The organism is Cyclobacteriaceae bacterium (genome assembly GCA_030584025.1).
Lineage (GTDB): Bacteria > Bacteroidota > Bacteroidia > Cytophagales > Cyclobacteriaceae > UBA2336.
Genome location: CP129487.1, coordinates 2240797 through 2265650 on the forward strand (window position 1 = coordinate 2240797; position 24854 = coordinate 2265650).

The 24854-nt window shown below is 44.6% G+C and carries 22 protein-coding genes; 15 read left to right on the forward strand and 7 right to left on the reverse strand.

Translation table 11 applies throughout. The annotated features are described in order from the left end of the window. Positions 1–10 precede the first annotated feature (10 nt). Complete coding sequence (gene alaS, locus QY309_09970; GenBank protein ID WKZ58194.1) at positions 11–2626, reverse strand: alanine--tRNA ligase; 2616 nt, start codon at positions 2624–2626, stop codon at positions 11–13. Positions 2627–2749: 123 nt separating this feature from the next. Between alaS and QY309_09975 the strand changes: the two genes are divergently transcribed. The 5 genes from QY309_09975 to dprA all read left to right on the forward strand — a co-directional run bounded on the left by QY309_09975 (position 2750) and on the right by dprA (position 7651). Continuing rightward, the gene (locus QY309_09975; protein ID WKZ58195.1) at positions 2750–3715 is read left to right on the forward strand and encodes a M23 family metallopeptidase; all 966 of its coding nucleotides are present in this window, start codon (positions 2750–2752) and stop codon (positions 3713–3715) included. 1 nt (position 3716) lies between these two features. After that, positions 3717–4676, forward strand: coding sequence for a M23 family metallopeptidase (locus tag QY309_09980; protein ID WKZ58196.1), 960 nt, complete (start codon positions 3717–3719; stop codon positions 4674–4676). Positions 4677–4738: 62 nt separating this feature from the next. Further along, positions 4739–6070, forward strand: coding sequence for a hypothetical protein (locus tag QY309_09985; GenBank protein WKZ58197.1), 1332 nt, complete (start codon positions 4739–4741; stop codon positions 6068–6070). Positions 6071–6131: 61 nt separating this feature from the next. Continuing rightward, a complete protein-coding gene (locus QY309_09990; protein WKZ58198.1) occupies positions 6132–6470 on the forward strand; it encodes a MerR family transcriptional regulator in 339 nt (112 codons plus the stop codon). 74 nt (positions 6471–6544) lie between these two features. After that, entirely contained in the window at positions 6545–7651 is a 1107-nt protein-coding gene (gene dprA, locus QY309_09995; GenBank protein WKZ58199.1) for a DNA-processing protein DprA, read from the forward strand. Here the strand turns inward: dprA and QY309_10000 are convergent. Then, positions 7648–8271 carry a tetratricopeptide repeat protein gene (locus QY309_10000; protein ID WKZ58200.1) on the reverse strand — a complete coding sequence of 208 codons (624 nt, stop codon included), beginning with the start codon at positions 8269–8271 and terminating at the stop codon, positions 7648–7650. The two genes, dprA and QY309_10000, sit on opposite strands and share 4 nt — an antisense overlap. Positions 8272–8338: 67 nt before the next feature. Next, positions 8339–9190 (reverse strand): hydroxymethylglutaryl-CoA lyase, encoded by an 852-nt coding sequence (locus tag QY309_10005; protein WKZ58201.1) that lies wholly within the window; start codon positions 9188–9190, stop codon positions 8339–8341. Positions 9191–9643: 453 nt separating this feature from the next. On the opposite strand from QY309_10005, the gene QY309_10010 reads away from it, so the two are divergent. From QY309_10010 to QY309_10040, 7 genes are all read left to right on the forward strand, one after another. After that, complete coding sequence (locus QY309_10010) at positions 9644–10018, forward strand: GreA/GreB family elongation factor (protein ID WKZ58202.1); 375 nt, start codon at positions 9644–9646, stop codon at positions 10016–10018. Between the two features lie 208 nt (positions 10019–10226). Next, positions 10227–11990, forward strand: a complete 1764-nt coding sequence (locus QY309_10015; GenBank protein WKZ58203.1) for a DUF1800 family protein — start codon at positions 10227–10229, stop codon at positions 11988–11990. Positions 11991–11992: 2 nt separating this feature from the next. Next, a complete protein-coding gene (locus QY309_10020; GenBank protein ID WKZ58204.1) occupies positions 11993–13699 on the forward strand; it encodes a DUF1501 domain-containing protein in 1707 nt (568 codons plus the stop codon). Next, the gene (locus tag QY309_10025) at positions 13700–14584 is read left to right on the forward strand and encodes an outer membrane beta-barrel protein (protein ID WKZ58205.1); all 885 of its coding nucleotides are present in this window, start codon (positions 13700–13702) and stop codon (positions 14582–14584) included. Next, complete coding sequence (locus tag QY309_10030) at positions 14581–15774, forward strand: hypothetical protein (protein ID WKZ58206.1); 1194 nt, start codon at positions 14581–14583, stop codon at positions 15772–15774. The genes QY309_10025 and QY309_10030 overlap by 4 nt, the downstream gene beginning before the upstream one ends. A 68-nt stretch (positions 15775–15842) precedes the next feature. After that, on the forward strand, positions 15843–16865 hold the full coding sequence (gene murB / locus QY309_10035) for a UDP-N-acetylmuramate dehydrogenase (protein ID WKZ58207.1): 1023 nt from the start codon (positions 15843–15845) through the stop codon (positions 16863–16865). Between the two features lie 411 nt (positions 16866–17276). Then, on the forward strand, positions 17277–17603 hold the full coding sequence (locus QY309_10040; protein ID WKZ58208.1) for a hypothetical protein: 327 nt from the start codon (positions 17277–17279) through the stop codon (positions 17601–17603). Here QY309_10040 and QY309_10045 read toward each other — a convergent pair. Beyond that, positions 17600–18082 (reverse strand): dCMP deaminase family protein, encoded by a 483-nt coding sequence (locus QY309_10045; protein WKZ58209.1) that lies wholly within the window; start codon positions 18080–18082, stop codon positions 17600–17602. The genes QY309_10040 and QY309_10045 overlap by 4 nt on opposite strands. Before the next feature lie 69 nt (positions 18083–18151). Here QY309_10045 and QY309_10050 point away from each other — a divergent pair, with 69 nt between their 5' ends. Next, positions 18152–18700: a DUF2911 domain-containing protein gene (locus tag QY309_10050; protein WKZ58210.1), complete on the forward strand. Its 549-nt coding sequence runs from the start codon at positions 18152–18154 to the stop codon at positions 18698–18700. Further along, the gene (locus tag QY309_10055; protein ID WKZ58211.1) at positions 18697–19212 is read left to right on the forward strand and encodes a hypothetical protein; all 516 of its coding nucleotides are present in this window, start codon (positions 18697–18699) and stop codon (positions 19210–19212) included. The genes QY309_10050 and QY309_10055 overlap by 4 nt, the downstream gene beginning before the upstream one ends. A 7-nt stretch (positions 19213–19219) precedes the next feature. Here the strand turns inward: QY309_10055 and lgt are convergent, their stop codons facing one another. Continuing rightward, on the reverse strand, positions 19220–20005 hold the full coding sequence (lgt, locus tag QY309_10060; protein WKZ58212.1) for a prolipoprotein diacylglyceryl transferase: 786 nt from the start codon (positions 20003–20005) through the stop codon (positions 19220–19222). A gap of 71 nt (positions 20006–20076) precedes the next feature. Continuing rightward, on the reverse strand, positions 20077–21252 hold the full coding sequence (locus QY309_10065; protein WKZ58213.1) for a sorbosone dehydrogenase family protein: 1176 nt from the start codon (positions 21250–21252) through the stop codon (positions 20077–20079). A 127-nt stretch (positions 21253–21379) separates the two neighbouring features. Here QY309_10065 and QY309_10070 point away from each other — a divergent pair, with 127 nt between their 5' ends. Beyond that, on the forward strand, positions 21380–23299 hold the full coding sequence (locus QY309_10070) for an ABC-F family ATP-binding cassette domain-containing protein (GenBank protein WKZ58214.1): 1920 nt from the start codon (positions 21380–21382) through the stop codon (positions 23297–23299). 94 nt (positions 23300–23393) lie between these two features. Here the strand turns inward: QY309_10070 and QY309_10075 are convergent, their stop codons facing one another. Further along, a complete protein-coding gene (locus QY309_10075; GenBank protein ID WKZ58215.1) occupies positions 23394–24830 on the reverse strand; it encodes an NADP-dependent isocitrate dehydrogenase in 1437 nt (478 codons plus the stop codon). Between the last annotated feature and the right edge of the window lie 24 nt (positions 24831–24854).

A 24854-nucleotide genomic window follows, 5' to 3' on the forward strand; every position in this document is an offset into this window, starting at 1 on the left:
AAATTAAAAACTAGCGAATCAACTCTTTGGCTTTGATGATTACGGCATCCAGGCCGGCAATATTTTTCCCACCAGCGGTGGCAAAGAACGGCTGTCCACCTCCACCCCCTTCAATTTCTTTTGCCAGCACTTTTACCAGTTCACCTGCGTGATACTTTTTTGTTTCCATCAACTTCTCCCCAATCATCACCGCCACCTGTGGTTTGCTGTCCACATCAGCAGCCAGTACCAATAACAGGTCGTTAAATTGATTGCGTAGAGCATAGGCAATATTCTTCAACGCATCAGCATTAGGTACCGATACTTTTTCAATAATTAAGTGCGAACCATTAACGGCTACAGCCTTTTTCGCCAACTCATCTTTTAATGCATTGGCTCTTTCCTGATTTACTGCCTCCAGCTTTTTCTCCAGTGTGTGTTTTTCCTCTGCCAGGTTCTTAACAGCTGTTACCAGATCCTTTGGATTTTTTAATAACTCGCGTACACTATCCAGCAGATTCAATTCATTGCGCACGTATTGTTCTGCCGTTTCTGCCGTAATGGCTTCAATTCTACGCACACCGGCAGCAACCGAACTTTCCGCAGTAATTTTAAACAACCCAATGTTTCCCGTTGAGGGTACGTGCGTACCTCCACAAAGTTCAACCGAGAATTGCGGATCGAATGTGACTACACGAACATAGTCGCCATATTTTTCACCGAACAATGCCATAGCACCCAATTTCTTTGCATCATCAATGGGTACATTTTGTTTTATATCGGCATGAATGTCTTCCCGGATTTTTGCATTCACCCGATCTTCCACTTTTTGAATTTCTTCAGGCGTCATGGCCGCAAAGTGCGAAAAATCAAAGCGGGTAATTTTTTCATTCACCAAGGATCCCTTCTGCTCCACATGCTTGCCCAACACTTCACGAAGGGCAGCATGCAGCAAATGAGTTACTGAGTGATTGTTCATGGTGAGCTTGCGCTTTCGTTCGTTCACCACAGCATGAAATGCTGCCGATAAATCGGCTGGAAGTTTATCAGTAAAATGAACAATCAGTTCGTTTTCCTTTTTGGTATCAATGACGGATATCTTCTCACTTCCGTGTTGGATGTATCCGATATCCCCAACCTGACCGCCACTTTCAGCATAGAAAGGTGTGCGATCAAACACGAGTTGATACAGTTCCTTATTTTTCTGAACCAGCTTGCGGTATTTCACAATCCGCACATCGGCTTCCAGAAAATCGTAGCCGATAAATTCGGTCTTCTCATCCTCGCCAACCAAAATCCAGTCACCGGTTTCTTTGGCTGCATCAGCTTTGGAGCGTTCCTTTTGTTTTTGCATCTCAACCTGAAATCCTTTCTCATCAACCGAGAAACCTTTTTCGCGTGCAATGAGTGAGGTAAGATCAAAAGGAAAACCGAAGGTATCGTACAATTCAAAGGCAAGTTCACCGGGAACAATCTTGTTCTTTAACTCATTTTCAATCGCATCAAATCGCTTTAGTCCGCGTTCAAGCGTTTTCAAAAACGAAATCTCCTCTTCATGAATAACCTTGGTCACATAATCTAATTGCCCATGCAATTCAGGAAACACATCCTTCATCTGCTCCGCTAAAATCGGAACGAGTTTGTAGAGGAACGGATCTTTGAAATCCAAAAAGGTGTAGCCATAACGCACCGCTCTTCTCAAAATTCTGCGAATGACATACCCGGCACCGGTATTCGAAGGCAACTGGCCATCGGCAATAGCAAACGCCACCGCACGAATGTGATCAGCCAACACACGAATGGCAATATCGGTTTTTTCATTACTTCCATACTTCACACCGGCAGCTTCCGAAATAAAATCCATCAGCGGCTTGAACACGGTGGTATCGTATGTGGATGTCTTGCCTTGTATGGCCATGCACAACCGCTCGAAGCCCATACCGGTATCTACATGTTGTGCAGGAAGCTTTTCAAGGGAACCATCAGCTTTGCGGTTAAACTCCATGAACACGAGGTTCCAGATTTCAATCACCTGCGGGTGATCGTTGTTCACCAATTCTTTGCCGCTTGTCTTTTTTACTTCAGCTTCCGATCGTAAGTCGATGTGAATTTCAGAACACGGACCACACGGGCCGGTCTCGCCCATCTCCCAGAAGTTGTCTTTCTTCTTACCATGAATGATTCGGTCTTCCGGTACAATGTTTTTCCAATACGCAATCGCATCGGTATCAACCGGAAGGTTATCACCTTTGTCTCCACCAAACACAGAAACATAAAGTCTGTCTTTCGGAAGTTTGTATACATCTGTCAGTAATTCCCACGCCCACTCAATCGCTTCCTTCTTAAAATAATCCCCAAACGACCAGTTGCCCAGCATTTCAAACATGGTGTGGTGGTAGGTATCAATGCCCACTTCTTCCAAATCGTTGTGCTTACCGCTTACGCGAAGACACTTTTGCGTATCGGCAATGCGTTTGCTTTTTGGGGTGCCGTGCCCCAGGAAATAATCCTTAAACTGCACCATACCCGAGTTGGTGAACAGTAAAGTCGGGTCGTTCTTGAGCACAAGCGGTGCGGAAGGCACAATCAGGTGATTCTTCTTCTCAAAAAACTCCAAAAACAGGCGTCTGATCGTTGCTGAGTCCATCTGGCTAAAACGTGTCTGAATACGGTTAATTTACTATATTGGCCCCCTTTAGGCCGCAAGGCCACAAAATTAAGAGGCAATAGATGAGAACACGCTTATTTCAGTGATTTTTTTAAACCCTCAATGCGTCAACTGAAATACCGATACAACCCCACAACTTGCCGGTATGAACCGGTTCCTCTGCGAACCCGGAACATTCTTGGTGCAACGTTGCTATACCTTTGCCTCACGGGAGGGTTGTTTGTAGGATTGTTGTTTCTGCATAGTTCACTCTTCACCACCGAAACAGAAAAAGCACTTGCACAAGAAAACAAAGTATTAAAGGTTCATCATAAAGAACTGACACGCGAGTTGAACACGGTACAAGCCTCGTTGTTTCAACTGCAACAGGCAGATGAAGTGGTGTTCGAAAAACTGGCCAGTAACCTCAATCATCCAGGGCTTCTTGAAAATTTTACTTTCAAGCCCAGTCAACAAGAAACCACCAACTTTAAAAAGCAGTACAAAGAAACCCAAGCTGAGTCTGCCGATTTACTCAAGAAGGCACGTTACACAAATTTCATCCTGGCCAGCAACCTTACTGTCGACAAAGAAGGTCTTGCCTTACTCACCAACATTCCATCACTCCAACCAATAGCGAATAAAGAATTGACCCGACTGGCTTCTGGTTTTGGGGAGCGCATGCATCCATTTCATGGAGCAAACTACCTTCATCCGGGTATAGACTTTGTTGCGCCCCGCGGAACGTCTGTAGTGGCCAGCACATCTGGTAAAATTAGCCAGGTGTTATACAGCGACCTGCAAATGGGCAAGGGTAACTTTATTGAAATTGATCATGGGAATGGTTACACAACCCGTTACCATCATTTGGATGAAATCCGCATCAAGCAAGGACAATCAGTAACCAAAGGCAGCGAGATTGGAACTGTGGGCATGACGGGGGGAGCTGTTTCACCGCATTTACATTTTGAGGTGTTAAAAGATGGTAAACATGTAAATCCGATCGATTACCTCTTTGAAGGACTCACCAGCAACGAATATGCTGCACTTAAGGAGTTAGCCAAACAAAAAAATCAAGCGCTCGATTAAGATGGCCAACCTGTATTACCGATATAATCCCGAAACCTGCCAGTATGAGCGCATTTATCCTTCTGGCAAGAAGTTTTTAAAACGGGCCGGTATCTTTTTTATTCTGGCATTGTTCTCAGCACTACCCTTAACCTATTGGTATCTTCAAAAGTTTTCTTCGTTGGAAGAGCAATACCTGAAGCAACAAAATGAATCGCTGCACGCCCGTTGGTCGGCACTTGAGCAGAAAATTACTGAAGGCTATAATACCCTACGTGTATTCACCAATAAAGATGATGCATATTACCGCACCCTGTTGGATCTGCAACCCCTTTCTGAAAGTATTCGTGAAGCCGGTGTGGGGGGCACAGATCGTAAACTCGAGGCGATAGCAGAATTCCCGCGCGTAGTATTGGGTTACGAACGGGTGGAGAAGCTAAAGCACCAAATACAGGTTGAACAGCAGTCGTTTGAAGAATTAAGCCTGAAGGCAGATGTACAACTAAGTAAACGCGCAACACGGCCGGCAATCTTACCCATCCATGATCGTGATATGATTCGCCTGCATACCACGTTTGGAAATCGTTTCCACCCCTTGTTACGCATCTGGCGCGACCACCGGGGGCTTGATATGACAGCTCCAAAAGGAACACCTGTTTTTGCAACAGGCGATGGTGTGGTTTCCCGTGCGGATTATTCAGACACGTATGGACTGGTGATTTATCTCGATCATGGTTTCGGTTATGAAACACGTTATGCGCATTTGCATAAGTACGAACTCAAACTTGGTCAGGAGGTTAAGCGCGGCCAGTTGGTTGGCTATGTGGGTACCACCGGACAAAGCGAAGCCTATCACCTGCACTACGAAGTACTGCATAACGGTACCCAAGTGAACCCCATTTATTTCTTCCAGCGCGATCTCGATCATAAAGAATACCAGAAACTGGTTGAACACCCCCGGTACAAGGCACCGGCTGAATAAAAATCCGGTTTTCTACCCCGCCCATTCTTTTGTAGTTTTGCCGCCTGAAAAACATGGCTGGTATGAATTTTACGCGACTTTTCCTTTGTCTTCTGTTTTTGATCTCCACCACAGCACTTCAAGCGCAGGATGATGAAAAGCTGGTTTATAACACCATAGGCGTAACCTCAACGCCTGCACAAGCTCCTGTTTCGCTCGAACTGGTGGCCCGTTTTCAACATCGTGTGGTCAACACCAAGCATCCGAAAGACAAATACGATCGCGACATCAATTCACCTAAGTCGGTAAACTACCTGCCCGAAAAAAAGAAATTCTATGTGCAGTCGCTGGAAGGATTGGAAACCGTAGTGTATAGCATAGAGACTTTCGAAAAACTGAAAGTAATCCGCCATACCTTCAATGCTGATAATCAACATCTCTTTAAAGATGGCGAGCATACCGTTTTTGATTATCAATATCGTTTCCGAAAAAGTGATTTTAATATTTTTAGTGGTAAACCGGTTGAAAGCTGTTTTTCACACAACGGCAAGTTTTTATGGGTTACGTATTATCGCAGAAGCTACGATGCCAATGCCGAAAGTCCATCAGCTGTGGCCATTATTGATACCGACACGGATGAAATTGTTCGGGTAATGCCTACCGGTATTTTACCCAAAATGATTGCGGCTTCACCCGATAGCCGGTATGTAGCCGTAACACATTGGGGTGATAATACATTGGGCATTATTGATACGCAAGGTGACGACCCGATGCAGTTTAAGTATGTAAATCATGCCATTGTGGATAAACGCCTGGAAGTGAAGTTTGAACCCGGTGTAAAAGTGGATCGCGACAGCAATTGCGGCTACTGCCTGCGCGGCACGGTGTTCACCCCGGATTCGAAATACCTACTGGTAGGTCGTATGGGGGGCGATGGCGGTATTGCCGTATTTGATCTGGAAAATGACTACAAATACCTGGGCGTTACCTACAGTCCTTATTATAATATCCGTCACCTGATTATCGCTGGGGATGACCTGGTCGTAAGCAGCAACTCATTGGGGCAGATTCAAAAAACCAACTGGAAGGAGTTTATTGAAAACCGGTTAGCCAATGCCGGCAAAAATACCCGCGACAATTCAGCTTGGGAAAGCAGTTATGTGGGCGGTGGTGCACGCACAATTGTAGCCTCCTCAACCGGAAAGTACATTTTTGCCTGCGTGAATAATCAAAGCAAAATTGTGGTGGTAAACAGCCAAACCATGAAGCGCGTGGCCGAAATTCCGGCTGATTCCTTCCCGGTTGGAATGGAAATTACCGATGACGATCAGTATTTAATGGTAACTGCACAGGGTAAAGCCCAAAAGGGTGGTGGCCATTCAGTTATGGTGTATAAAATAACACTTAACGAATAGAAGATTTTCCTATCTAAAGGTATTGGCCAGAAAGGATTAATTGTTTACTTTGCTTCATCACATGGCGTATAAGGAAAAAGAAATAGAGAAACTCTACTACTCCATCGGAGAAGTAGCTGAAATTTTCAACGTTGCTCCTTCCCTCATCCGTTTCTGGGAATCTGAGTTCGACCTCATCAAACCTAAGAAAAACCGCAAGGGAAATCGCCAGTTTACCAAGGAAGACATTGATAATGTACGCACCATTTATCATTTGGTGAAAGAGAAAGGCTTTACCCTTCAGGGAGCCAAGGAAATGTTGCGCAATGATTCCAACTCCGTTAAAGATAAAATCGAACTGATTGATTCTCTGAAGAATGTGCGCAGGTTTTTGGTTGAGCTGCGCGAACGCATTCAGTAAAAATCCCTGTACTTTATATAGAAATTGTTTCCGTCCGTCAGGATTTAGGAAGTTTTTTGCATTTTAAGCCTGAAATGGATCAAAACAGACTGTCCCTTGTAGCCCTTCATTTCGTATCCGGCATTGGCGATTACACCATCCGTCAGTTGGTAAGCTATTGTGGCTCTGCTGAAAAAGTTTTTAAAACGCCAAAAGGCAAACTACTAAAGATACCCGGCATTGGACCAGTAATTGCAGAAACGATCAGCAAAGGACAACCATTTGAAAAAGCTGAAAAGGAAATCAGGCGTGCCGAGAAAGAATCCGTAGAGATTTTATTTTATACCGATAAAAAATATCCCTCCCGATTGAAGCAAATTCCGGATGCACCTTCCATGCTTTATGTAAAGGGGAATGTTGACCTTGAAAATCCAAAAACCGTTGGCATTGTCGGAACCAGACAAGCAACTGCATACGGAAAAGAGCAAGTTGAAAAACTAGCGGAAGGATTAACGGCTCATGGTGCATTGATTGTAAGCGGACTTGCGTATGGTATAGACATACAAGCGCACAAGCAAGCATTGAAACATAAGTTACCTACCGTTGGCATAATGGGCAGCGGCATGGATGTGATCTACCCTGCTGCACATAAAGAAACGGCCACCAAAATGCTTGAGCATGGCGGGTTACTAACAGAGAACAAATTTGGAACAAAGCCCGATGCACACAATTTTCCGGAACGGAACAGAATCATTGCGGGATTATCGGATGCGTTGATTGTTGTTGAGGCAGCCGAAAAAGGTGGCGCGCTGATCACAGCTGAAATCGCCAATAGCTACAATAAAGACGTCTTCGCTTTTCCTGGCAGTGTTGGCATTACCTACTCAGCTGGTTGCAACAACCTGATCAAAACAAACAAGGCTCACCTGATAACGTCAGTTAAGGATCTGGAATACATCATGAATTGGGAGGCCGCAAAAACAGTAACAAAGAAAAAAGTTACGCCTTTCTCGCTGGATGGCTATTCGGAAGAAGAGCGAACCATCCTTACTTTATTATTGGAAAAGAGTCCGGCCATGATTGACGAACTCAGTTGGAAATCGAATCTACCGGTTAGTCAGTTGGCTTCGGTTTTATTAGGGTTGGAGTTTAATGGAGTTGTAAAATCCCTTCCCGGAAAAATGTATGCACTAAGCCATTAATCCTTAACCTGATCTTTTTGATTACACTTTTCCTTGATCATCTCGTAGGCTTTCAAATCACCTAACTCACCAGCTTTGCTCAAATCAAGACAGCCATTTTTAAGGTCACCAAACTCAATGCGCAACAAACCGCGCATGTAGTAGGCATCCACATTCTTTTTATTGATAGCGATAATCTTTGAACAATCGTTAATCGCATCTTCATAGGCTTGCAAAAACTGTTTGGCTTTACCGCGGTTGTAGTAAGCATCAATGTAATTCTCATTCAAGGCGATGGCGGCCGTATAGTCATCAATAGCCCCGTAATAATCCTGAAGTTTCATTTTAATGTTGCCTCTTGAAAAGAAAGCTTCTGTAAGCTTCGAATTTTTCTCCAATGCCGTGTTATAGTCTTTCATCGCACCATGACGATCGTCAAATTGTGCTTTAATGTTTCCGCGCAGGTAATAGGCGGCTGCATTGTTGGGATCAAGCTCAATAGCCTTATTTAAATTCAATAGCGCTTCAACATATTCCTGTTTTTCCAGTAACTCCCTTCCCTTTTGCGTATAGGATTTTGCATCCTGCGCCAACACCATCACACCAGAAAGAAGAAGTAAAATCAATACAAAAGTTCTCATACCCAACTTGTTTTAGAACAACAAAGGTAAGGTTCAAGCTGGCCAAAAGCTGTGCAACGTAATATTTTCAATGCTTTGGGAAGATTTCATCCGCCAAAGCAAGGCTTTTTTGAAAAGCCTCTTCATTAATTGCGGGTAAAGCGTTTTGTGATGACAAATATCCCAAAATGGTTTCCGTGGCCAGGTTTCCAACCAAATCATCTTTAGCCATCGGACAACCGCCAAATCCTTTAATAGCCCCATCAAAACGTTTGCAACCCGCTTTATAAGCTGCCTCAATTTTTTCAATAGCTGTTTGAGGAGTGGAATGCAGGTGAACACCAAGTTCAAGCGATGGAAAACGCCCGGTTAACCGCGTAAAGAGGTACGTTATATTTTCGGGTGTGGACACGCCAATGGTGTCGGCCAAAGAGATGACTTGTACACCCAGCGTGTTCAGAATATCCACAAACTGCTCTACCACTTTCACATCGTAGGGATCGTTGTATGGATTACCAAACCCCATGCTGATGTAACACACCAAAACCTTGTTCGATTGTGTACACAAATCCTGAATTTCAGAAACCGTATTTAAGGCTTCAGTAATTGATTTGTTGGTGTTGCGTTGCTGAAAGGTCTCTGATATTGAAAGTGGAAAGCCCAGGTAATGAACACCTTCCTGTTCACAGGCCGTTTCAGCGCCACGTGTATTCGCAACAATGGCCAATAACTTTGACTTACTGGTGCGCCAGTTCAGTGCCTGCAATACTTCACCTGTATCCCGCATTTGCGGTATTGCCTTGGACGAAACAAAACTCCCGAAATCGATCGTATCAAAACCAACTTCGAGGAGTTGATTGATGTAGGCGATCTTTCTTTCAGTAGGGATAAATTCTGTTAACCCCTGCATCGCATCACGCGGACATTCTATAATCTTCATTTTTTAATCGTATTGTAGTTGTCTTCAGTGAGTTCCAAACTAATTTCTATTAATCCGTTTAAGAGTCAATTTGACTTCTCAAAATATCCTTAATCTGGTTACTTCACAAACTCAAGTACACATAAGTACACATACAGAAAACAGGCAAATCACGTAAAAAAGTGTTACCTTTGCTTTTGTAAATTATGAAACAGTCTCAACCCATATTATTTTCAGCATCTGCAAAATTCATTTGCAGTAATCGGCTGTTTCTGACCTTACAGCATAATCGAGCCTTTATCAGTTAACCCTCCGTTTAAACCCTCCGTTTATTGGCAGGTTTGTTAAAGCGGAGGGATAAACCCTGTTCCTTCAATTCATATTTATTTACCTGGTAGAAGAACATTTTTTACACGCAGCCATGCGCTGTGCTTGTGAAACAATGTTTGCAGCCAACTAAAATTTATTCAGCAAATGAAACCCGTTATCAGTAATACAGATTATAACACGTTAAAGTCGTTAATTGCCAACTACCCTCCCCAACTGAAATCAAAAGAAGTGGGGCAGCTAATAGCTGAGCTTAGAAGAGCTGACATTGTAGCCGATAATGAACTTGACCCTGATGTAGTCAGGCTCAATTCGTGCTTCGAGGCAGAGGATCTGGCCATCAATAAAACATGGAAATTAACCTTGACCCTACCTGCTCAAGCCAATATTAAGGAACAGAAAATCTCTGTCTTCTCCCCATTGGGCATTGCACTAATTGGCTTCAAAAAAGGAATGACCATACAGTGGGCCATGCCGGGAGGACTGAAAAGGATTAAAATCCTGGATGTCATTAATGACTGATCTTATGGAGGTTCGCCACAAAGTAATCACGTACAAAACCAGTGACTTTGTGGCACCCCCACGTTGGTAAGTTCTCTAGACATCAAACCGGTAAATGAAAATTGTAGCAAAAAAACCTTCAATAGACGGGTAATTGTGCACTTTGTCTGCTAATCAGGATTATTTTAGTGGTTTAGAAGTATACAGTCCGGTTTGATTTTTCTTACTTATGCCACTACCCGAGTACTCCGGCACCCTTGGTTTTAACCGCGCTGCCCATTTATTAAGGCGCGCATCCTTCGGAGCCACCAAACAGCAAATTGAAAGTTTCGCAGCACTGACCCCGCAGCAGGCCACCACCCTACTCTTCAATCAGGTATTACCCGACCCGGTTTTGCCCGTTGATCCGGATACCAACCAGGAATGGGCTGTCTCGGGAATTACCGACCCTGAAAAAATGGATTCGGATTACCAGGAGTATTTCAAACGCTGGTTTGTGGGGCAAATGCTTAGTGCGGGTGTTGATCCCAACCTTAGCCTGGCCTACTCCGTTCGCGAAAAGCTGGTGTTGTTCCTGCACACACATTTCACCGCCATCCAGGAAAAAATAAACAGCAGCAGGGCGCTCTACTTCCAGAACCAATTATACCGCCTGTTTGCGTTGGATGAAGATGCATTGCCTGAAGTGAATTTCAGAGAGCTAACGAAGAAAGTAAGTGTGGATAACGCTATGCTTCGCTTGCTCGATGGAAACCAAAACGTGAAAGGCAGCCCGAATGAAAACTATGCACGGGAGTTATTTGAACTGTATTCCATTGGTCGAGGATTGGAAGGTTCTCTGCCACCAACACCAGGTCCGGGTGATTATGTACTTTTTAAAGAACAAGATGTACAATCTGCCGCACGCGTACTCTCAGGCTTTGATTTTGATGATACGTTTTCCAACACCGATCCGGATACCGGCCTTCCCCGAGGGCGTGTTCGCGGAGGCAACTTGAATGCTTCCAGTCACGATAATGATCCAAAAATATTTAGTGATAGTTTTATCGACATCAATACCGGAGCTCCGTATGTCATTCAACCTGATCCGCTTTTGTTAAATGGGGCTAACCCAACGCTAGAGAGTGCATTGGATGAGATCAGTCAACTGATCGATATGATCTACGAACAGGAAGAAACCCTGCTGCACATTTGCAGAAGAATTTACCGGTACTATGTGTACCACGAAATTCCGGAAGCGCTGCACAATACAATCATAGCCGAAATGGCCAACACCTTCCGGCTGAATGGATTCAAACTGCAACCAGTAGTTGAGAATTTACTGCGTAGTCAGCATTTTTATGAGGCTGCTCCGGGCGTAGATGATGATCAGTTTGGGGGGATCATCAAATCTCCTCTTGATCTTATTATCGGAACCCTTCGCTTTTTCAATTACCCGGTTCCCGACATGGCAGTTGACCCTGCAGGCTTCTATGAGATTACGGAAGAGATCATCAACCTGGCAGACAACCAGGGCATGTCGTTTTACCAACCCTTTGATGTGGCGGGGTACGATGCGTACCACCAGTTTCCGGTATACCAGCGTAGTTGGATTACCGTGAACTACCTGACGAGACGATATGAATTCATTCGCAGGCTGGTAACGGAAATGGAAGACGGCATGTTGAAAGTGGATGTGGTGAATTTTGTACAGACAAATTTTGCTGCCGTTGCCCCCAATGCACGTAACCTCATCATTGAATTGGCGCGAAACCTATTGCCGGTAAGTAACAACCTCACATTCGATCCGGATGCTGACGATACCGCAACCATCACCGCAGAACGATTGAACTATTTCCTCGTAGCCTTTCTGGAAAATCCAAAAATTGATGACGACCCCGAAGGTGCCTGGAACATTCGCTGGACAAACGGCTTCGATCCGGAAACCGTAAGGCGCCAGCTTGAAAATCTTTTTAATGCCCTGTTGCAAACACCCGAATACCAACTCCACTAAACATGAAGCGCAGAAACTTTCTCAAAAAAATACCACTGGCACTAAGCCTTCCTTTTGCTATCAACGGTATTCCGCTAAAGGTAATGGCCAGCAACCCGCTTTCACGCTTAGCTCAGCAAGGCGACAGCGACCGCGTGTTGATCATTCTGCAACTTCACGGTGGTAACGATGGGTTGAATACCCTGATACCGGTTGATGCCTACGATCAGTATTATAGCCGCAGGGCTAACATTGCCATACCCAAAAGCAATTCCTTGCGCAGGTATATTCCGCTAGACAGTACGTTACCAGCAGATGCACAAGTTGGCCTTCACCCCGACATGCAAGCGATGAAAGCCATGTATGATCAGGGGAAGATGGCATTTGTTCAAGGCGTTTCGTACAAGAACAATAACGGGTCGCACTTCCGTGGTCGCGACATCTGGTTTATGGGCGGTGGTTCCGATGATTATTTTTCATCCGGTTGGGTTGGTCGCTACCTGCAACAAGAGTATGCTCCACTTCAATACCCCGAAGATTTTCCAAACGAAGACATTGACATGCTTGACCCGCTTGGTATTGAAATGGGCAGTGATGTTTCGTTGATCTTTCACCAGGAAGGAAACATTCCAACCTCGCTTTCGCTGAATGATCCGGTTGCCTTTGCCAATCTCGTTGAAGAACTGGAAGGCTTTCAGGATAAAGACATTGACCCGCGCGGAAAGGTACCCGATTTTCTCAATAACTCTCCATACGGAAAGGAAATGAATTGGATACTTGGTCTTGAAAAGAAATCGGACGACTATGCACAACGACTTTTTGAAGTGTATCAGGCGGGCGGAGATACATCAGTAACCTATCCGGAGATTTACCCCTTCAACGCGCCTACTGGCAGCAAGCGAAATCACCTCTCTCCACAGTTAAGGCTTATCGCCCGTCTGTTGGCGGGTGGTTGTAAAACCAAAGTATTCATGGTAAAGATTGGTGGTTTTGACACCCATGCTTCGCAGGTAGAAAGCTACGACCCTACCATGGGCATTCATGCCGCCTTGATGTATCACATCTCCACCGCGATGAAAGCTTTCCAGGACGATCTGAAAGTACGCGGATTGGAAGATCGGGTGCTGACCGTAACCACTTCAGAGTTCGGGCGTAGGGTACATTCCAACGGAAGTTACGGTACCGACCACGGCACAGGCGGACCGATTTTCGTTTTCGGGCGTGGCGTTAACCCAGGCGTGGTGGGTAAGGTGCCCGACATGACAAAGGATAACATAGAAATGCAATACGATTACCGGCAGATTTACGCCAACCTGCTGAAAGACTGGATGCTGGTAGATGAAGAAAAAATCAACAACGACATCTTCTTTGGTGATTTTATTGATGGCCCGAATGAAGAGGGTGGCAATTACGAGCCATTGCCTTTGGCTGTGCAGGTAATTTCCAGTGTCGATTCGTTCATCAACCAACGTTTCCGTTTGGATGGCTGTTATCCAAACCCCGCCAAAAATCAAACTGCCTTCTCCTTTATGATTAATGCTGAAGGTTTAGTTCGGATCGTGTTGTATGATCAGAGTGGCAAAGCGATTAAAACACTCATCAATCAAACATACGAACCGGGCGAACACAAGGTGCAGGTTGACCTTACCGGAATCCCTGCAGGATTGTATATTTATAAGCTCAACATCGGATCATTTGAACAAGCCAAGAAACTTATCGTAACGCAGTAAATGAAAAAACTCTACCTTCTCTCCTGTTTGTTGCTGGTAACAGGACTAGCATTCGGGCAAGCGCAAAAAAAACGAAAGGGATCCTTCAGCAATCCCGCGCCAAATCAAAAAGAAACCTTTCTCGACAAGCAATGGTGGCTTGGTTTTAAGGCAGGTGTAAACCTTTCGCAGGTGTTGGTAGAAAAACGCTACTCAGCACTATCGCCCGGCAATTACGATGCGTCACTTACTGACAAAGCTTATGACGATTTTTCGAGTCTTGGAAGTCAGGCTACATTGGAAGTCACGTTTTATTATAAAGGTTTCTCTTTCAGTCTTCAGCCAGGTTTCAGACATTCTGTTTTTACTTATTCAAACAACTATGAGTGGACCGATCCGGAAAATGCGAACAACAGGCTTGAGTTGAATTACCAGAACGAGCAAAAGGTTGATCATGCCGAGATACCACTCATTTTCAAGTATGATGTAATCGGTAACAAGCTTCGCCCCTACGTTCAGGTGGGTATTTTTTACGGTTTTCTTATCAACGCCAACAAAGCCGTAGAAATCTCGGGAACGGATTATGCATCTGGTGGAGTAAACGAATTTACCAACGACCCGGTGATCATAGGCGCCAAGGATTTGTTTGCTAAAAATCACTGGGGGCTTCTGGGTGGGATCGGTGCCAATTACAACCTGGGCAATGTGCGTTTGAATCTTGATATTCAATACCGCAAAGGCATGAGCTTGATCAATTCAACTGAAAATCGGTTTGGCAGCGACCGACTTTCGGGTATTGGGGAGGCCATGGACGATATTAAACTGAACAACCTGGTATTTTCTTTCGGCTGTTTGTTCCCGATGCGTTACCTGGCCAGCGGATTTAAAACCTTAGATCAACGATGATGAAGCAGCTATTTTATTTAGTTCTAAGCGCTATGCTGATGGTTTCTTGCGTGGAAGAAACCAACCCGGAATTTGATCAGAAATCGTTTACCAAGATTTACGATAACAACCTGTTTACCACCAACTACTTCCCCATCGACATGGTGCAAACCGAAGATGGTGGTTACCTGATTTTAGGCGGACGCAGACTCGAGGACACTAACTTCACCGGTATTTACCTGATGAAAGCCGATGAAGAGGGAAATTTTGTTTCGGATATTGAGGTTGATGAAAGTTTTGTTAACCCAATTGCCCAATTAGCTTTCATCAATAACACCTACCAGTTCTTTTGTATGGATCCACTTACCCTTCAGGTTCAATTGGCACAAACAGATACCAACCTTGAAGCGGTAAACATTGCACCCGTAAACGGAGCACTATATTATCCGTGTGCTGCGCAGGTTGATGGCAATTCATTTGTGCTGCTCTCCTACAATCATTTGGATAAACAGTCGGTATTGGCCGTGTTAAATGCCACAGGTGCGGTAACGCAATCACGCGCGTTTACCATTGGCGCTGGTGAGGAGGTGGAAGAACCCATTATCAATCATTTTATACGAACAGGGCGTCAGTATCCATTTGAAGCCGGTCGAATACAAGGTGGGCTTTATTACTTCAATGGCTTTTACAATTACACGTTTTCATTAGTATTCACCAACCTCAATCAGGATGATCCTAATGGGGTCATTCAAGGCATTCAGGATGATGGTGGATTGAGTGCGCTACAACCCCTGTCCGCTACAAAATTTGCGGCTGCACGCTTTAATTTTGGCGACAACTATTTACTACCCAATGTTACGCTTAACCCTACTGGAATTTCTTCCAGCGTAGACCTGGCTGGGAATACATTCCCCGAGTTGGAGCCTAACGCGCGTGTAAAAATTCTTCGTGCATCCATCAATAACAAGAATGTGTTGGTCTATGGAAGCAACACCCGATCAAAACAAATCGGGTTATACTTTTATGATGAAGCCACCGGAACGTTTATTACCAGCAAATACCTCGGGTTCTCCAATCCGTTTGAAATTGCGCAGGTAATCAGCACCGAAGATGGCGGTTTGGCGGTATGCGGCACCACCTATGTTGCCGGGCGGTTTCCCCGTATCTGCCTGATCAAGCTTCATCCGGATGATCTGGAGAAAGTCAAGTAACGTATTTGACTTTAACTGGTACCCGTCATTAAGAATTTTTATGCACCTTCGTGCGATAGTCGCGTGTTATGATTCGCATTCAGGAAAACGTACAGCTTAAACCCTTCAACACATTTGGTATCCGGGCGAATGCCCGTCATTTTGTTTCATTACAATCGCCCGATGATCTGTTTGAACTTCAACAAACCGATCTGTTCAAGCATGAAGCCCGGCTTATCCTTGGTGGAGGCAGTAATGTACTCCTAACCCACGATTTTAATGGCTTAGTTATTCATAATAACCTGAAAGGAATCCAATCAACTCACGAAACAGACGAAACCATAACGCTTAAAGTCGCTTCAGGAGAAGTCTGGCACCCATTTGTAATGCATTGTGTGCAGCACAATTGGGGTGGCGTAGAAAATCTTTCGCTAATACCCGGTACAATGGGTGCCGCACCCATGCAAAACATCGGTGCATACGGTGTTGAGGTACAGGAGGTGATCGATCAGGTGGAAGGTATTGAACTTTCAAACGGATCAACCCGGGTCTTCAGTAAGTCTGATTGTCGGTTCGGGTACCGCGAAAGTATCTTTAAGCAGGAGTTGAAAGAAAAAATTTTTATCTCAAGTGTTACTTTAACGTTGACCAAAAAAGATCATCTTTTGCGTACGGGTTACGGTGCCATACAAGACACACTTCGCGCGATGCATGTCACTGCGCCTACCATTCAATCCATCAGCGAAGCAGTCATTCATATTCGCAGTTCAAAACTTCCTGATCCAACTGTAATCGGCAATGCAGGAAGCTTCTTCAAGAATCCAACCATCACGCAACAACACTTCCAATCACTTAAACAAACATGGTCTGAGATGCCCGGTTATGCTTCTGTAAATCAAACAGTTAAAGTTCCGGCTGCCTGGCTCATTGAACAATGCGGATGGAAAGGAAAACGTGAGGGTGATGCCGGTGTTCATCAACATCAACCCTTGGTGATGGTGAACTACAACAACGCAACCGGTGAAGAAATTTTATCACTCGCCATGCACGTTCGCACATCGGTTCAGGAAAAATTTGACATCACCTTAACACCTGAAGTGAACATCATTTGATGATGCAATTATGATTGCGTTGGTGTGATGATCGACTGTTAAAAAGTTCACACCTCCAAAAAATTTTTGCTAAAAATTTTTGCAGATTAATTTTTTGTTATAACTTTTCACAACTTTTTAACCTTTAAACATTTAACGCTATGGCAAAGAAAGCGAAAAAGGCAGCTAAGAAGAAAACAGCTAAGAAAGCTGCCAAGAAGAAGAAGTAATTAGGTAACCCCTAAAAACTTTGCGGAGGGAAGTAATTCAGAATTACTTCCCTTTCGTTTTTTTATACCGATCAATTGCATCCGTTGTAGCTTCCCATTCACACGGTTGCGGAAATTAATAAGCCTTCAAGCTTGCAACACCCTTTCATGAGGTCGTAATTTTGATGAAGAAATTCAGATTCTGAAACCAAAAACGACCATCATGGCTAAAGCAACTGAAAAAAAATCGGCACCTGCAAAAAAAGCAGCGGCACCACGTAGCAAAGCAAAAGCAAGTGCTGTATCAATTGAAAAAATCAGCGAGCAGGTTCTTGAAAAACTTCAATCCCTGAATGCAGAACCTCAACTTCAAGCCGACATTGCCTGGTGCCTGGGAAGTTACCGGTACGATAAAAATCCAATTGGCTTGATTCAAAAAGGTTCAGAAGCCCTTGCCGTGTTTAAGTCATTAAAAACAAAAAATGCGAAGGCGGTTCCGGCTAAACTTATTACCGACCTGGAAAAAGCCCTGAAGCAAACCACCGTCTAAATCATGTGGGTAACGTTGGTCAGCTGACCAGCATATTTTTCAGCGTGAACACCAAAACGCTGCAGAAAGTCAACCCCCTCATCGGAAGCAAGCCCCTTGTGCTCGGCATAGGAGTTCAGGTAAATAACACGGGTAATACCCATGGAGTAAATGATACGTGCACACGCCAGGCATGGCGACAACGTAACATACAGGGTTGAGCCCTCCACAGCGGTCTTGTTCTTCACTGCGTAAAGTATGGCGTTCTGCTCCGCATGAATGGCCAGCGAGCAACCTCCTTTTGAATCACGCGGACACCCTGCAGCAGGCCACTCTTCATCGCAGTTATGCGTGCCGGATGGCGGCCCATTATAACCAATGGAAATGATGCGGGTATCTTTGGTAAGCACCGCACCCACATGGCGCTTAATGCAATGCGACCGCTTGGCAAGATTTACGGCCAGTTCCATAAAAATATCATCGAAAGCGGGGCGTGACATGTGTAGATTTGAGGTATAATTTAAAATTCAGTACGAACACTGTTATATTCGCCAAGTTAATGGTGTAGAATGGTTCAAACAACGTATCGCTTTTTAATTCTCTATTTTCTTATCACTTCGGCAATGGCGGCAGAAGCCCAGCAGGCTGTAAAGCCACGCCTCAGCCCAACTGCAATTGTCACCGCTCGTTATAAGGACACCTACCTGAAGCTCACGTACAGTCAGCCGCATAAGCGCGGGCGCGAAGTGTTTGGAAAACTGGTGCCGTACAATGAAGTATGGCGAACAGGTGCGAATGAGGCTACAGAATTTACACTCACCAAAGAAGCATATGTTGGTGGCAACCTGATTCCTGCCGGTACTTATTCCTTGTTTACTATTCCCAATCCTGAAAAATGGACGATCATCATTAATAAAGAAAACGGGCTGTGGGGCTCCTATAATTATAATCCCAAACTTGATCTGATTCGGTTTGAGGTGCCCGTGGCAGATAATCCAATACCCTACGAAGCTTTTACAATTTCACTCGATCAACGCAACAATGTGGCCGATCTTTTGCTTCTTTGGGACAGAACTAAAATTTCAATTCCCTTTCAATTCATTGAACCTAAGCTATGAAGTCAGTAATCCCATTTTTTTTAACCTGCTTTTTCTCGGTTGCTCTCCTCGCGCAAGATGACCTGACCGAATTGGATAAGCGAAACGGTTTTAAGAATATCAAAATGACCATGCATATTGATTCCGTGCCGGGTGCGGTTTTCAAAAAAGATATTAAAGAAAAAGGCCACCACCCCGCCAAGCTATACGAAGTGGTTCATCCAGATAACGCCACCATTGGCGAAGTAGCTGTAAACAAGATCGAAGTAAAAACCTACAAAGACCTGATTTACGAGATCACCGTAATCACCGATCAGGACTCACGTTTAATGAAAGGCATGGAGAAGGTTCTCGGCCGTCCCAACTACGATGTTCGCGATGAAACCTATACGTGGATGGGCAAAAACCTGACGCTGAAATTCAGCAAGGCATCTAAGAAAACATTGCAGCTTTACTATTCTTCAGCTATCGTCAGGAAAATGATGGAAGAAGACAAGCGCAAGAAGATTGATGATATTGCAGACGACTTCTAAAATCCTGCTATTTTTTCTTTGCCGGTATAACCTTATTTCGTTTAGACCAGTTTTGGTATACCCAAAGGCCAATACCAAAAATGATCAGGGCGATAAATTGTGAGTGCGAAACATACCCTTCAATTACAAATCCGCGTACCTCATCTCCCCTGAAATACTCCAATACAAACCTACCCAAGGCGTACAAAAGCAGGTACAATACAAACAGTTGTCCATGAAATTGTTTGCGTTGCCGGATGAACAGCAGCAACATCATAACCAACAAAATAAAACCTGCCTCCATCAGTTGAGTTGGATATAAGGGTGTATTCAGCGGCTCTGCCTGGCATGCTGGGTCGGTGAAGATTACACTAAACCACGATGTGGTGGGTTTACCATGGCAACAGCCGGCCATAAAACAGCCAACGCGGCCAAACATGTGCACAAGGCACGTAACAATAGCCATGATGTCCAGCATCTGATAAACCGGGAGCTTGTTCTTTTTAAAGAACCACAGCATAGTAGGTACGGCAAACAGGAACGATCCATAAAATACGAATCCGCTTCCGGTAAACAATCGCCCGGGGTTTGCCAGATACGCTGAAGGGTTTTCAAAAAATAAAAAGACCTTACCGCCCACCAGAGCAGCGATGAAAATCAGGAGAAATAAATTGTTAGCCTGATCAAAGGTCAACCCTACTTCCTTCTTTCCCCGCACGGCCAAATAAGTCACGCCACATACCACACCAATGGCTATCAAAAAGCCGTAGCTGTAAATGGTTATGCTACCGAGTTTAAAGAGAACAGGATGCATGCGAGCTACGCCCTTCTAATTCCTAAGGGCAGGGGTTACTGGTTAAATGATAAGGAAAACGCACGTGTAGTTTAAGGTTTATACGAAATCCGGTACACCACATTTGCCTGATCATCTGAAACCAGCATGGAGCCATCGTTCAATACCAGCACATCTACCGGGCGCCCCCAAACTTTTTGCGTTTCATCATCCAACCAACCACTGGCAAAGGTTTCATAACTGGTGGCCTTGGTGTTGTTTTCAACTTTTACCAGGCTCACCCGATAGCCGATTTTCTTTGAACGATTCCAGGAGCCATGTTCGGCAATAAACGCCTGGTTTTTATACCCTGATGGAAACATATTACCTGTATAAAATTTGATGCCCAGCGGTGCCGTATGCGGACCTAAGTTTTGCGCGGGCACTGTGAAATCGCTACACGGACGTTTATCGCCAAACTGGGGATCTTTAATCGTTCCTCCATGGCAATACGGGTATCCAAAATGCATACCTGCTTTTGAGGCACGGTTTAATTCACATGGAGGAATGTCATCGCCCAACATATCACGACCATTGTCGGTAAACCACAACTCTTTGGTTACCGGGTGCCAGGTAAAGCCTACGGTATTGCGCACACCGCTGGCAAAAATTTCGCGTCCACTTCCATCCGGATTAATTCGGGTTATGCTGGCATATACTTCATCTTTCGATTCACAAATGTTGCAAGGCGCACCAACCGGAACGTACAGTTTCCCATCGGGCCCAAAGGCAATGTACTTCCAGCCGTGATGGGTTTCAGTAGGATATTTATCGTTAATAATTTCAGGTGCGGGTGGGTTGGCCAGCTTGGATTCAATGCCGCTATACTTCAAAATGCGGTTCACTTCAGCCACATAAAGGTCGCCATCTTTAAAGGCCACTCCGTTAGGCATATTAAGACCCGAAGCTATCGTCCATTTTTTATCGGCCTTAAAATCGCCATCGGTATCTTTTACGGCATACACCTTATCACCATTCCGGTTGCCGATGTATAAAACGCCTGAAGGACTCATCACCATCGAACGCGCATTATCCACTTCGGCAAACACTTCTATTTTGAATCCAGCCGGCAACTTAATTTTTTCCAACGGCAGCGTTTTGGAATATTCCGTTAACGCCACAACGCTTCCATCCTCTCCTACAGGTAATTCAACTTCAGGCTTGGTACCGTTATTACATTGCAGCAGGCCTGCCATCAATACAATTGCTCCGAATTTAAATGCACGCATAATTTCTCGATTTTAGAAGGGCAAATTAGAGTAAATCGGGTTTAATTAAAACCTCAATTCCAGTAACGGTTTAATGATCCGTTTGTTTATTGGGTTCGGATAGCGCATCCATTATCTTTGCGGCCAAATGATCTCCATTACCAATCTTTCGTATTTTATTGGCGGCCGGGCTTTGTATGAAAACGCCAACATGTTCATTAAACCCAAGGATAAGATTGGTTTGATTGGCTTAAACGGTCGCGGTAAATCAACCTTGCTGAAATTAATCAATGGAGAACTTACCCCCGATTCAGGAAGCATTAGTAAAAGTAACGAGTGTACACTCGGCTTTCTAAACCAGGATCTGCTCTCCTACCAAACCGATGACTCCATCCTTACCGTGGCTATGCAGGCCTTTAAAGATGTGGTTGACATGGAACGGGAAATCGAAACCCTGATTCATAAACTGGAAAAAGAATACCGCGAAGAGTGGGTTGAAAAACTCACGCGTTTGCAAGAAAAATACGATCATCTGGGCGGTTATGGATTGCAGGCCAAAGCAGAAGAAGTACTGGAGGGTATTGGTTTTGTGACAGCCGACTTACACCGGCCACTAAAAGAATTTTCAGGAGGGTGGCGCATGCGCGTAATGCTCGCCAAACTGTTGTTGGAAAAGCCTTCCTTACTTATGCTGGATGAACCAACAAACCACCTTGATCTTCCCTCCATTGAGTGGGTGGAGAATTACCTGAGAAATTATGATGGCGCGGTGATCATTGTTTCGCATGACAGAACTTTTCTGGACAATGTGGTGACGAAAATTGTGGACGTTACCCAGCAACAACTGATCTCATACGAGGGCAACTACTCCTTTTACCTGGAGGAAAAAGAATTACGCGAAGAAATACAACAAAACGCGTTTGAAAATCAGCAACAGAAAATCCGGCAAACGGAACGCTTTATTGAACGGTTTAGGGCAAAAGCTACAAAAGCACGCCAGGTGCAGTCGCGTGTAAAGGCGCTTGACCGCATGGAACGGATTGAAGAAGTGGTTCAAGATAACGCTGCCGTAAATTTCAAATTCACCTTCAACCAGCAACCGGGCCGATACATTGTTACGTTGCAAGATGTTTCCAAAGCGTATGGTGATCTTCAGATTTTAAAACATACTTCCGCCACCATTGAACGGGGCGACAAAATTGCATTGATCGGTGCCAACGGAAAAGGTAAGTCTACCCTGTTGCGCATCATCTCTGGCACTGAACCTATTGAAGGCAAACGCACACTAGGCTACAATGTGATCCAAGGATTTTTTGCTCAACACCAACTTGAATCCCTTCATGTGGATAACGAAATTCTGGATGAATTGAAGCAGGCCGGTTCAGGCAAAACCGAACAACAACTTAGGAATGTGTTGGGCTGTTTCCTCTTTTCGGATGAAGATGTGTTCAAAAAAATCAAGGTACTCTCCGGTGGAGAAAAATCACGTGTAGCGTTGGCCAAAACATTGATCTCCGAAGCCAACTTTCTATTGCTGGATGAACCTACCAACCACCTGGATTTTATTTCAGAAAACATTTTAATTCAGGCCTTGCAGCAATACCAGGGAAGTTTTGTGGTGGTTTCACACAACCGACATTTCATCAGTCAGGTAGCAAACAAAATCTGGTACATTGAAGATCATCAGATCAAGGAGTACCCGGGAAGCTACGAAGAGTACGACTATTGGAAAAAGAAGAAAGAAGGCGAAACGAAACAATCACAGGAAAAACCGGTGGCCAAAACACCTGCTCCACCTAAAGAAAAACCTGCTCCCTCCAATGGGCAGTCGCAATCGTTGAAGCCGCTACAACGCGAGCTTGAAAAGACTGAGCAAAAAATTGAAACGCTTACCACTGAAAAAAATAAATTGGAAGCGCAAATGACCTTGCCTGAAGTTTTCAGCAACTACGAAAAACTGCAGGAAGTGCAACAAGCTTTTGATAAGATAATGGCACAACTACAGGAAGCTAATCAGAAATGGGAGCAGCTTGCCATTGAGATTGACGAGAAATCGCAATCCACCTAAAGATTGAAGCACTATACACTTTGCATAACAAGGACCGCTCTGGGCGATCCTTGCCATGCTCAGTTACTTCCTCCTGAAATTCAGAAATCATGCATTACTGACCTTGACCCAGCGAGTAAGCAGGTTTACCGTCAAAATGATAAAGGTTTTCGGTTTTAATCACATCAATCTGATTGTCGGTTGCCCGTTGTAAAAGTTGAATGATTTCTTCTTTGGTCAACAGGCGGTTATTGGAAGGCTTAAAGCGACAGCGCCAATGGTCGGTGCAGAATGTCTCTTCAAAACCTTCAGGCCAAACTTTTATCCCTCGGTTGGTGATCATAGAAAGTGATACATCACTTAGTTGTACCGGCTTTAAAAGTTCCGCCAGCTTGTCCGCAGAATTTTCATTCCATTGCACAAACAAATCAACACCCACAAGCTCCTTTTTTGCAGGTGCTTTGCGGCTATACTTTTTAAGATTCAGGGTAGTTGATTTGGCATACGTAACGGGTTTAAGTTGTGATGGCTTCTTACCCAAGTTTGCAATCACTGCCTCTGCAAACTCACGTGTTCCCACTTTCTGTTTGCTCGTATCTTCTTTATAAATATCATATGTATGAATGCCATCCTCAATGGTTTTCAACCAGGCATTTTGTACCTTCTCTGCAACCTCAGTCTGGCCAATGTGATTCAGCATCATGATGGCACCTTGCAACAACCCAGAAGGATTCGCCATGTTTTGTCCGGCTCTTCGTGGCGCAGAACCATGAATGGCTTCAAACATCGCACACTGTTCGCCAATGTTGGCCGAACCAGCCAATCCAACAGAGCCCGCAATTTGTGCCGCTACATCGGATAATACATCTCCATAAAGATTGGGCATGACAATCACATCAAATGCTTCAGGCGTATCGGCCATTTTTGCCGCCCCGATGTCGATGATCCAATGTTCATTTTCGATTTCCGGGTACTCCTTTGCAATTTCATCAAACACCTGATGGAAGAGTCCATCGGTTTGTTTCATGATGTTATCCTTGGTGAAGCAGGTTACTTTTTTGCGACCATACTGCTTCGCATATTCAAACGCATAACGAACAATCTTCTCACAACCCGGGCGGCTGATCAGCTTAAGGCATTGCACGACCTCATCGGTTTGCTGATGCTCAATACCTGCATACAGGTCTTCTTCGTTTTCACGAACAATCACCACATCCATAATGGGATGTTTGGTTTGCACAAAGGGATGAAGGCTGATGCATGGCCGGATATTGGCATACAAGCCCAGAAATTTGCGCGTGGTTACGTTGAGGCTTTTGTATCCGCCACCCTGTGGTGTGGTGATGGGGGCTTTCAGGAAAATCTTGTTCCTGCGGATAATGTCCCAGGATTCTTTGGCGATACCCGAGGTGTTACCTGCCAGGTACACTTTTTCACCAACTTCAATTTCATCAATTTCAATTTTTGCCCCGGCAGCTTGAATGATGGCGAGTGTGGCATCCATAATTTCCGGTCCGATACCATCGCCTTTGGCAACTGTTATTCGTGTCATCTATACATGGGTTTAATTCGCGCA

Bases quoted from the DNA above. Each gene is read 5' to 3' on its own strand.
- alaS (WKZ58194.1), bottom strand. From the start codon at position 2,626: ATGGACTCAGCAACGATCAGACGCCTGTTTTTGGAGTTTTTTGAGAAG.
- QY309_09975 (WKZ58195.1), top strand. From the start codon at position 2,750: ATGCGTCAACTGAAATACCGATACAACCCCACAACTTGCCGGTATGAA.
- QY309_09980 (WKZ58196.1), top strand. From the start codon at position 3,717: ATGGCCAACCTGTATTACCGATATAATCCCGAAACCTGCCAGTATGAG.
- QY309_09985 (WKZ58197.1), top strand. From the start codon at position 4,739: ATGAATTTTACGCGACTTTTCCTTTGTCTTCTGTTTTTGATCTCCACC.
- QY309_09990 (WKZ58198.1), top strand. From the start codon at position 6,132: ATGGCGTATAAGGAAAAAGAAATAGAGAAACTCTACTACTCCATCGGA.
- dprA (WKZ58199.1), top strand. From the start codon at position 6,545: ATGGATCAAAACAGACTGTCCCTTGTAGCCCTTCATTTCGTATCCGGC.
- QY309_10000 (WKZ58200.1), bottom strand. From the start codon at position 8,271: ATGAGAACTTTTGTATTGATTTTACTTCTTCTTTCTGGTGTGATGGTG.
- QY309_10005 (WKZ58201.1), bottom strand. From the start codon at position 9,190: ATGAAGATTATAGAATGTCCGCGTGATGCGATGCAGGGGTTAACAGAA.
- QY309_10010 (WKZ58202.1), top strand. From the start codon at position 9,644: ATGAAACCCGTTATCAGTAATACAGATTATAACACGTTAAAGTCGTTA.
- QY309_10015 (WKZ58203.1), top strand. From the start codon at position 10,227: ATGCCACTACCCGAGTACTCCGGCACCCTTGGTTTTAACCGCGCTGCC.
- QY309_10020 (WKZ58204.1), top strand. From the start codon at position 11,993: ATGAAGCGCAGAAACTTTCTCAAAAAAATACCACTGGCACTAAGCCTT.
- QY309_10025 (WKZ58205.1), top strand. From the start codon at position 13,700: ATGAAAAAACTCTACCTTCTCTCCTGTTTGTTGCTGGTAACAGGACTA.
- QY309_10030 (WKZ58206.1), top strand. From the start codon at position 14,581: ATGATGAAGCAGCTATTTTATTTAGTTCTAAGCGCTATGCTGATGGTT.
- murB (WKZ58207.1), top strand. From the start codon at position 15,843: ATGATTCGCATTCAGGAAAACGTACAGCTTAAACCCTTCAACACATTT.
- QY309_10040 (WKZ58208.1), top strand. From the start codon at position 17,277: ATGGCTAAAGCAACTGAAAAAAAATCGGCACCTGCAAAAAAAGCAGCG.
- QY309_10045 (WKZ58209.1), bottom strand. From the start codon at position 18,082: ATGTCACGCCCCGCTTTCGATGATATTTTTATGGAACTGGCCGTAAAT.
- QY309_10050 (WKZ58210.1), top strand. From the start codon at position 18,152: ATGGTTCAAACAACGTATCGCTTTTTAATTCTCTATTTTCTTATCACT.
- QY309_10055 (WKZ58211.1), top strand. From the start codon at position 18,697: ATGAAGTCAGTAATCCCATTTTTTTTAACCTGCTTTTTCTCGGTTGCT.
- lgt (WKZ58212.1), bottom strand. From the start codon at position 20,005: ATGCATCCTGTTCTCTTTAAACTCGGTAGCATAACCATTTACAGCTAC.
- QY309_10065 (WKZ58213.1), bottom strand. From the start codon at position 21,252: ATGCGTGCATTTAAATTCGGAGCAATTGTATTGATGGCAGGCCTGCTG.
- QY309_10070 (WKZ58214.1), top strand. From the start codon at position 21,380: ATGATCTCCATTACCAATCTTTCGTATTTTATTGGCGGCCGGGCTTTG.
- QY309_10075 (WKZ58215.1), bottom strand. From the start codon at position 24,830: ATGACACGAATAACAGTTGCCAAAGGCGATGGTATCGGACCGGAAATT.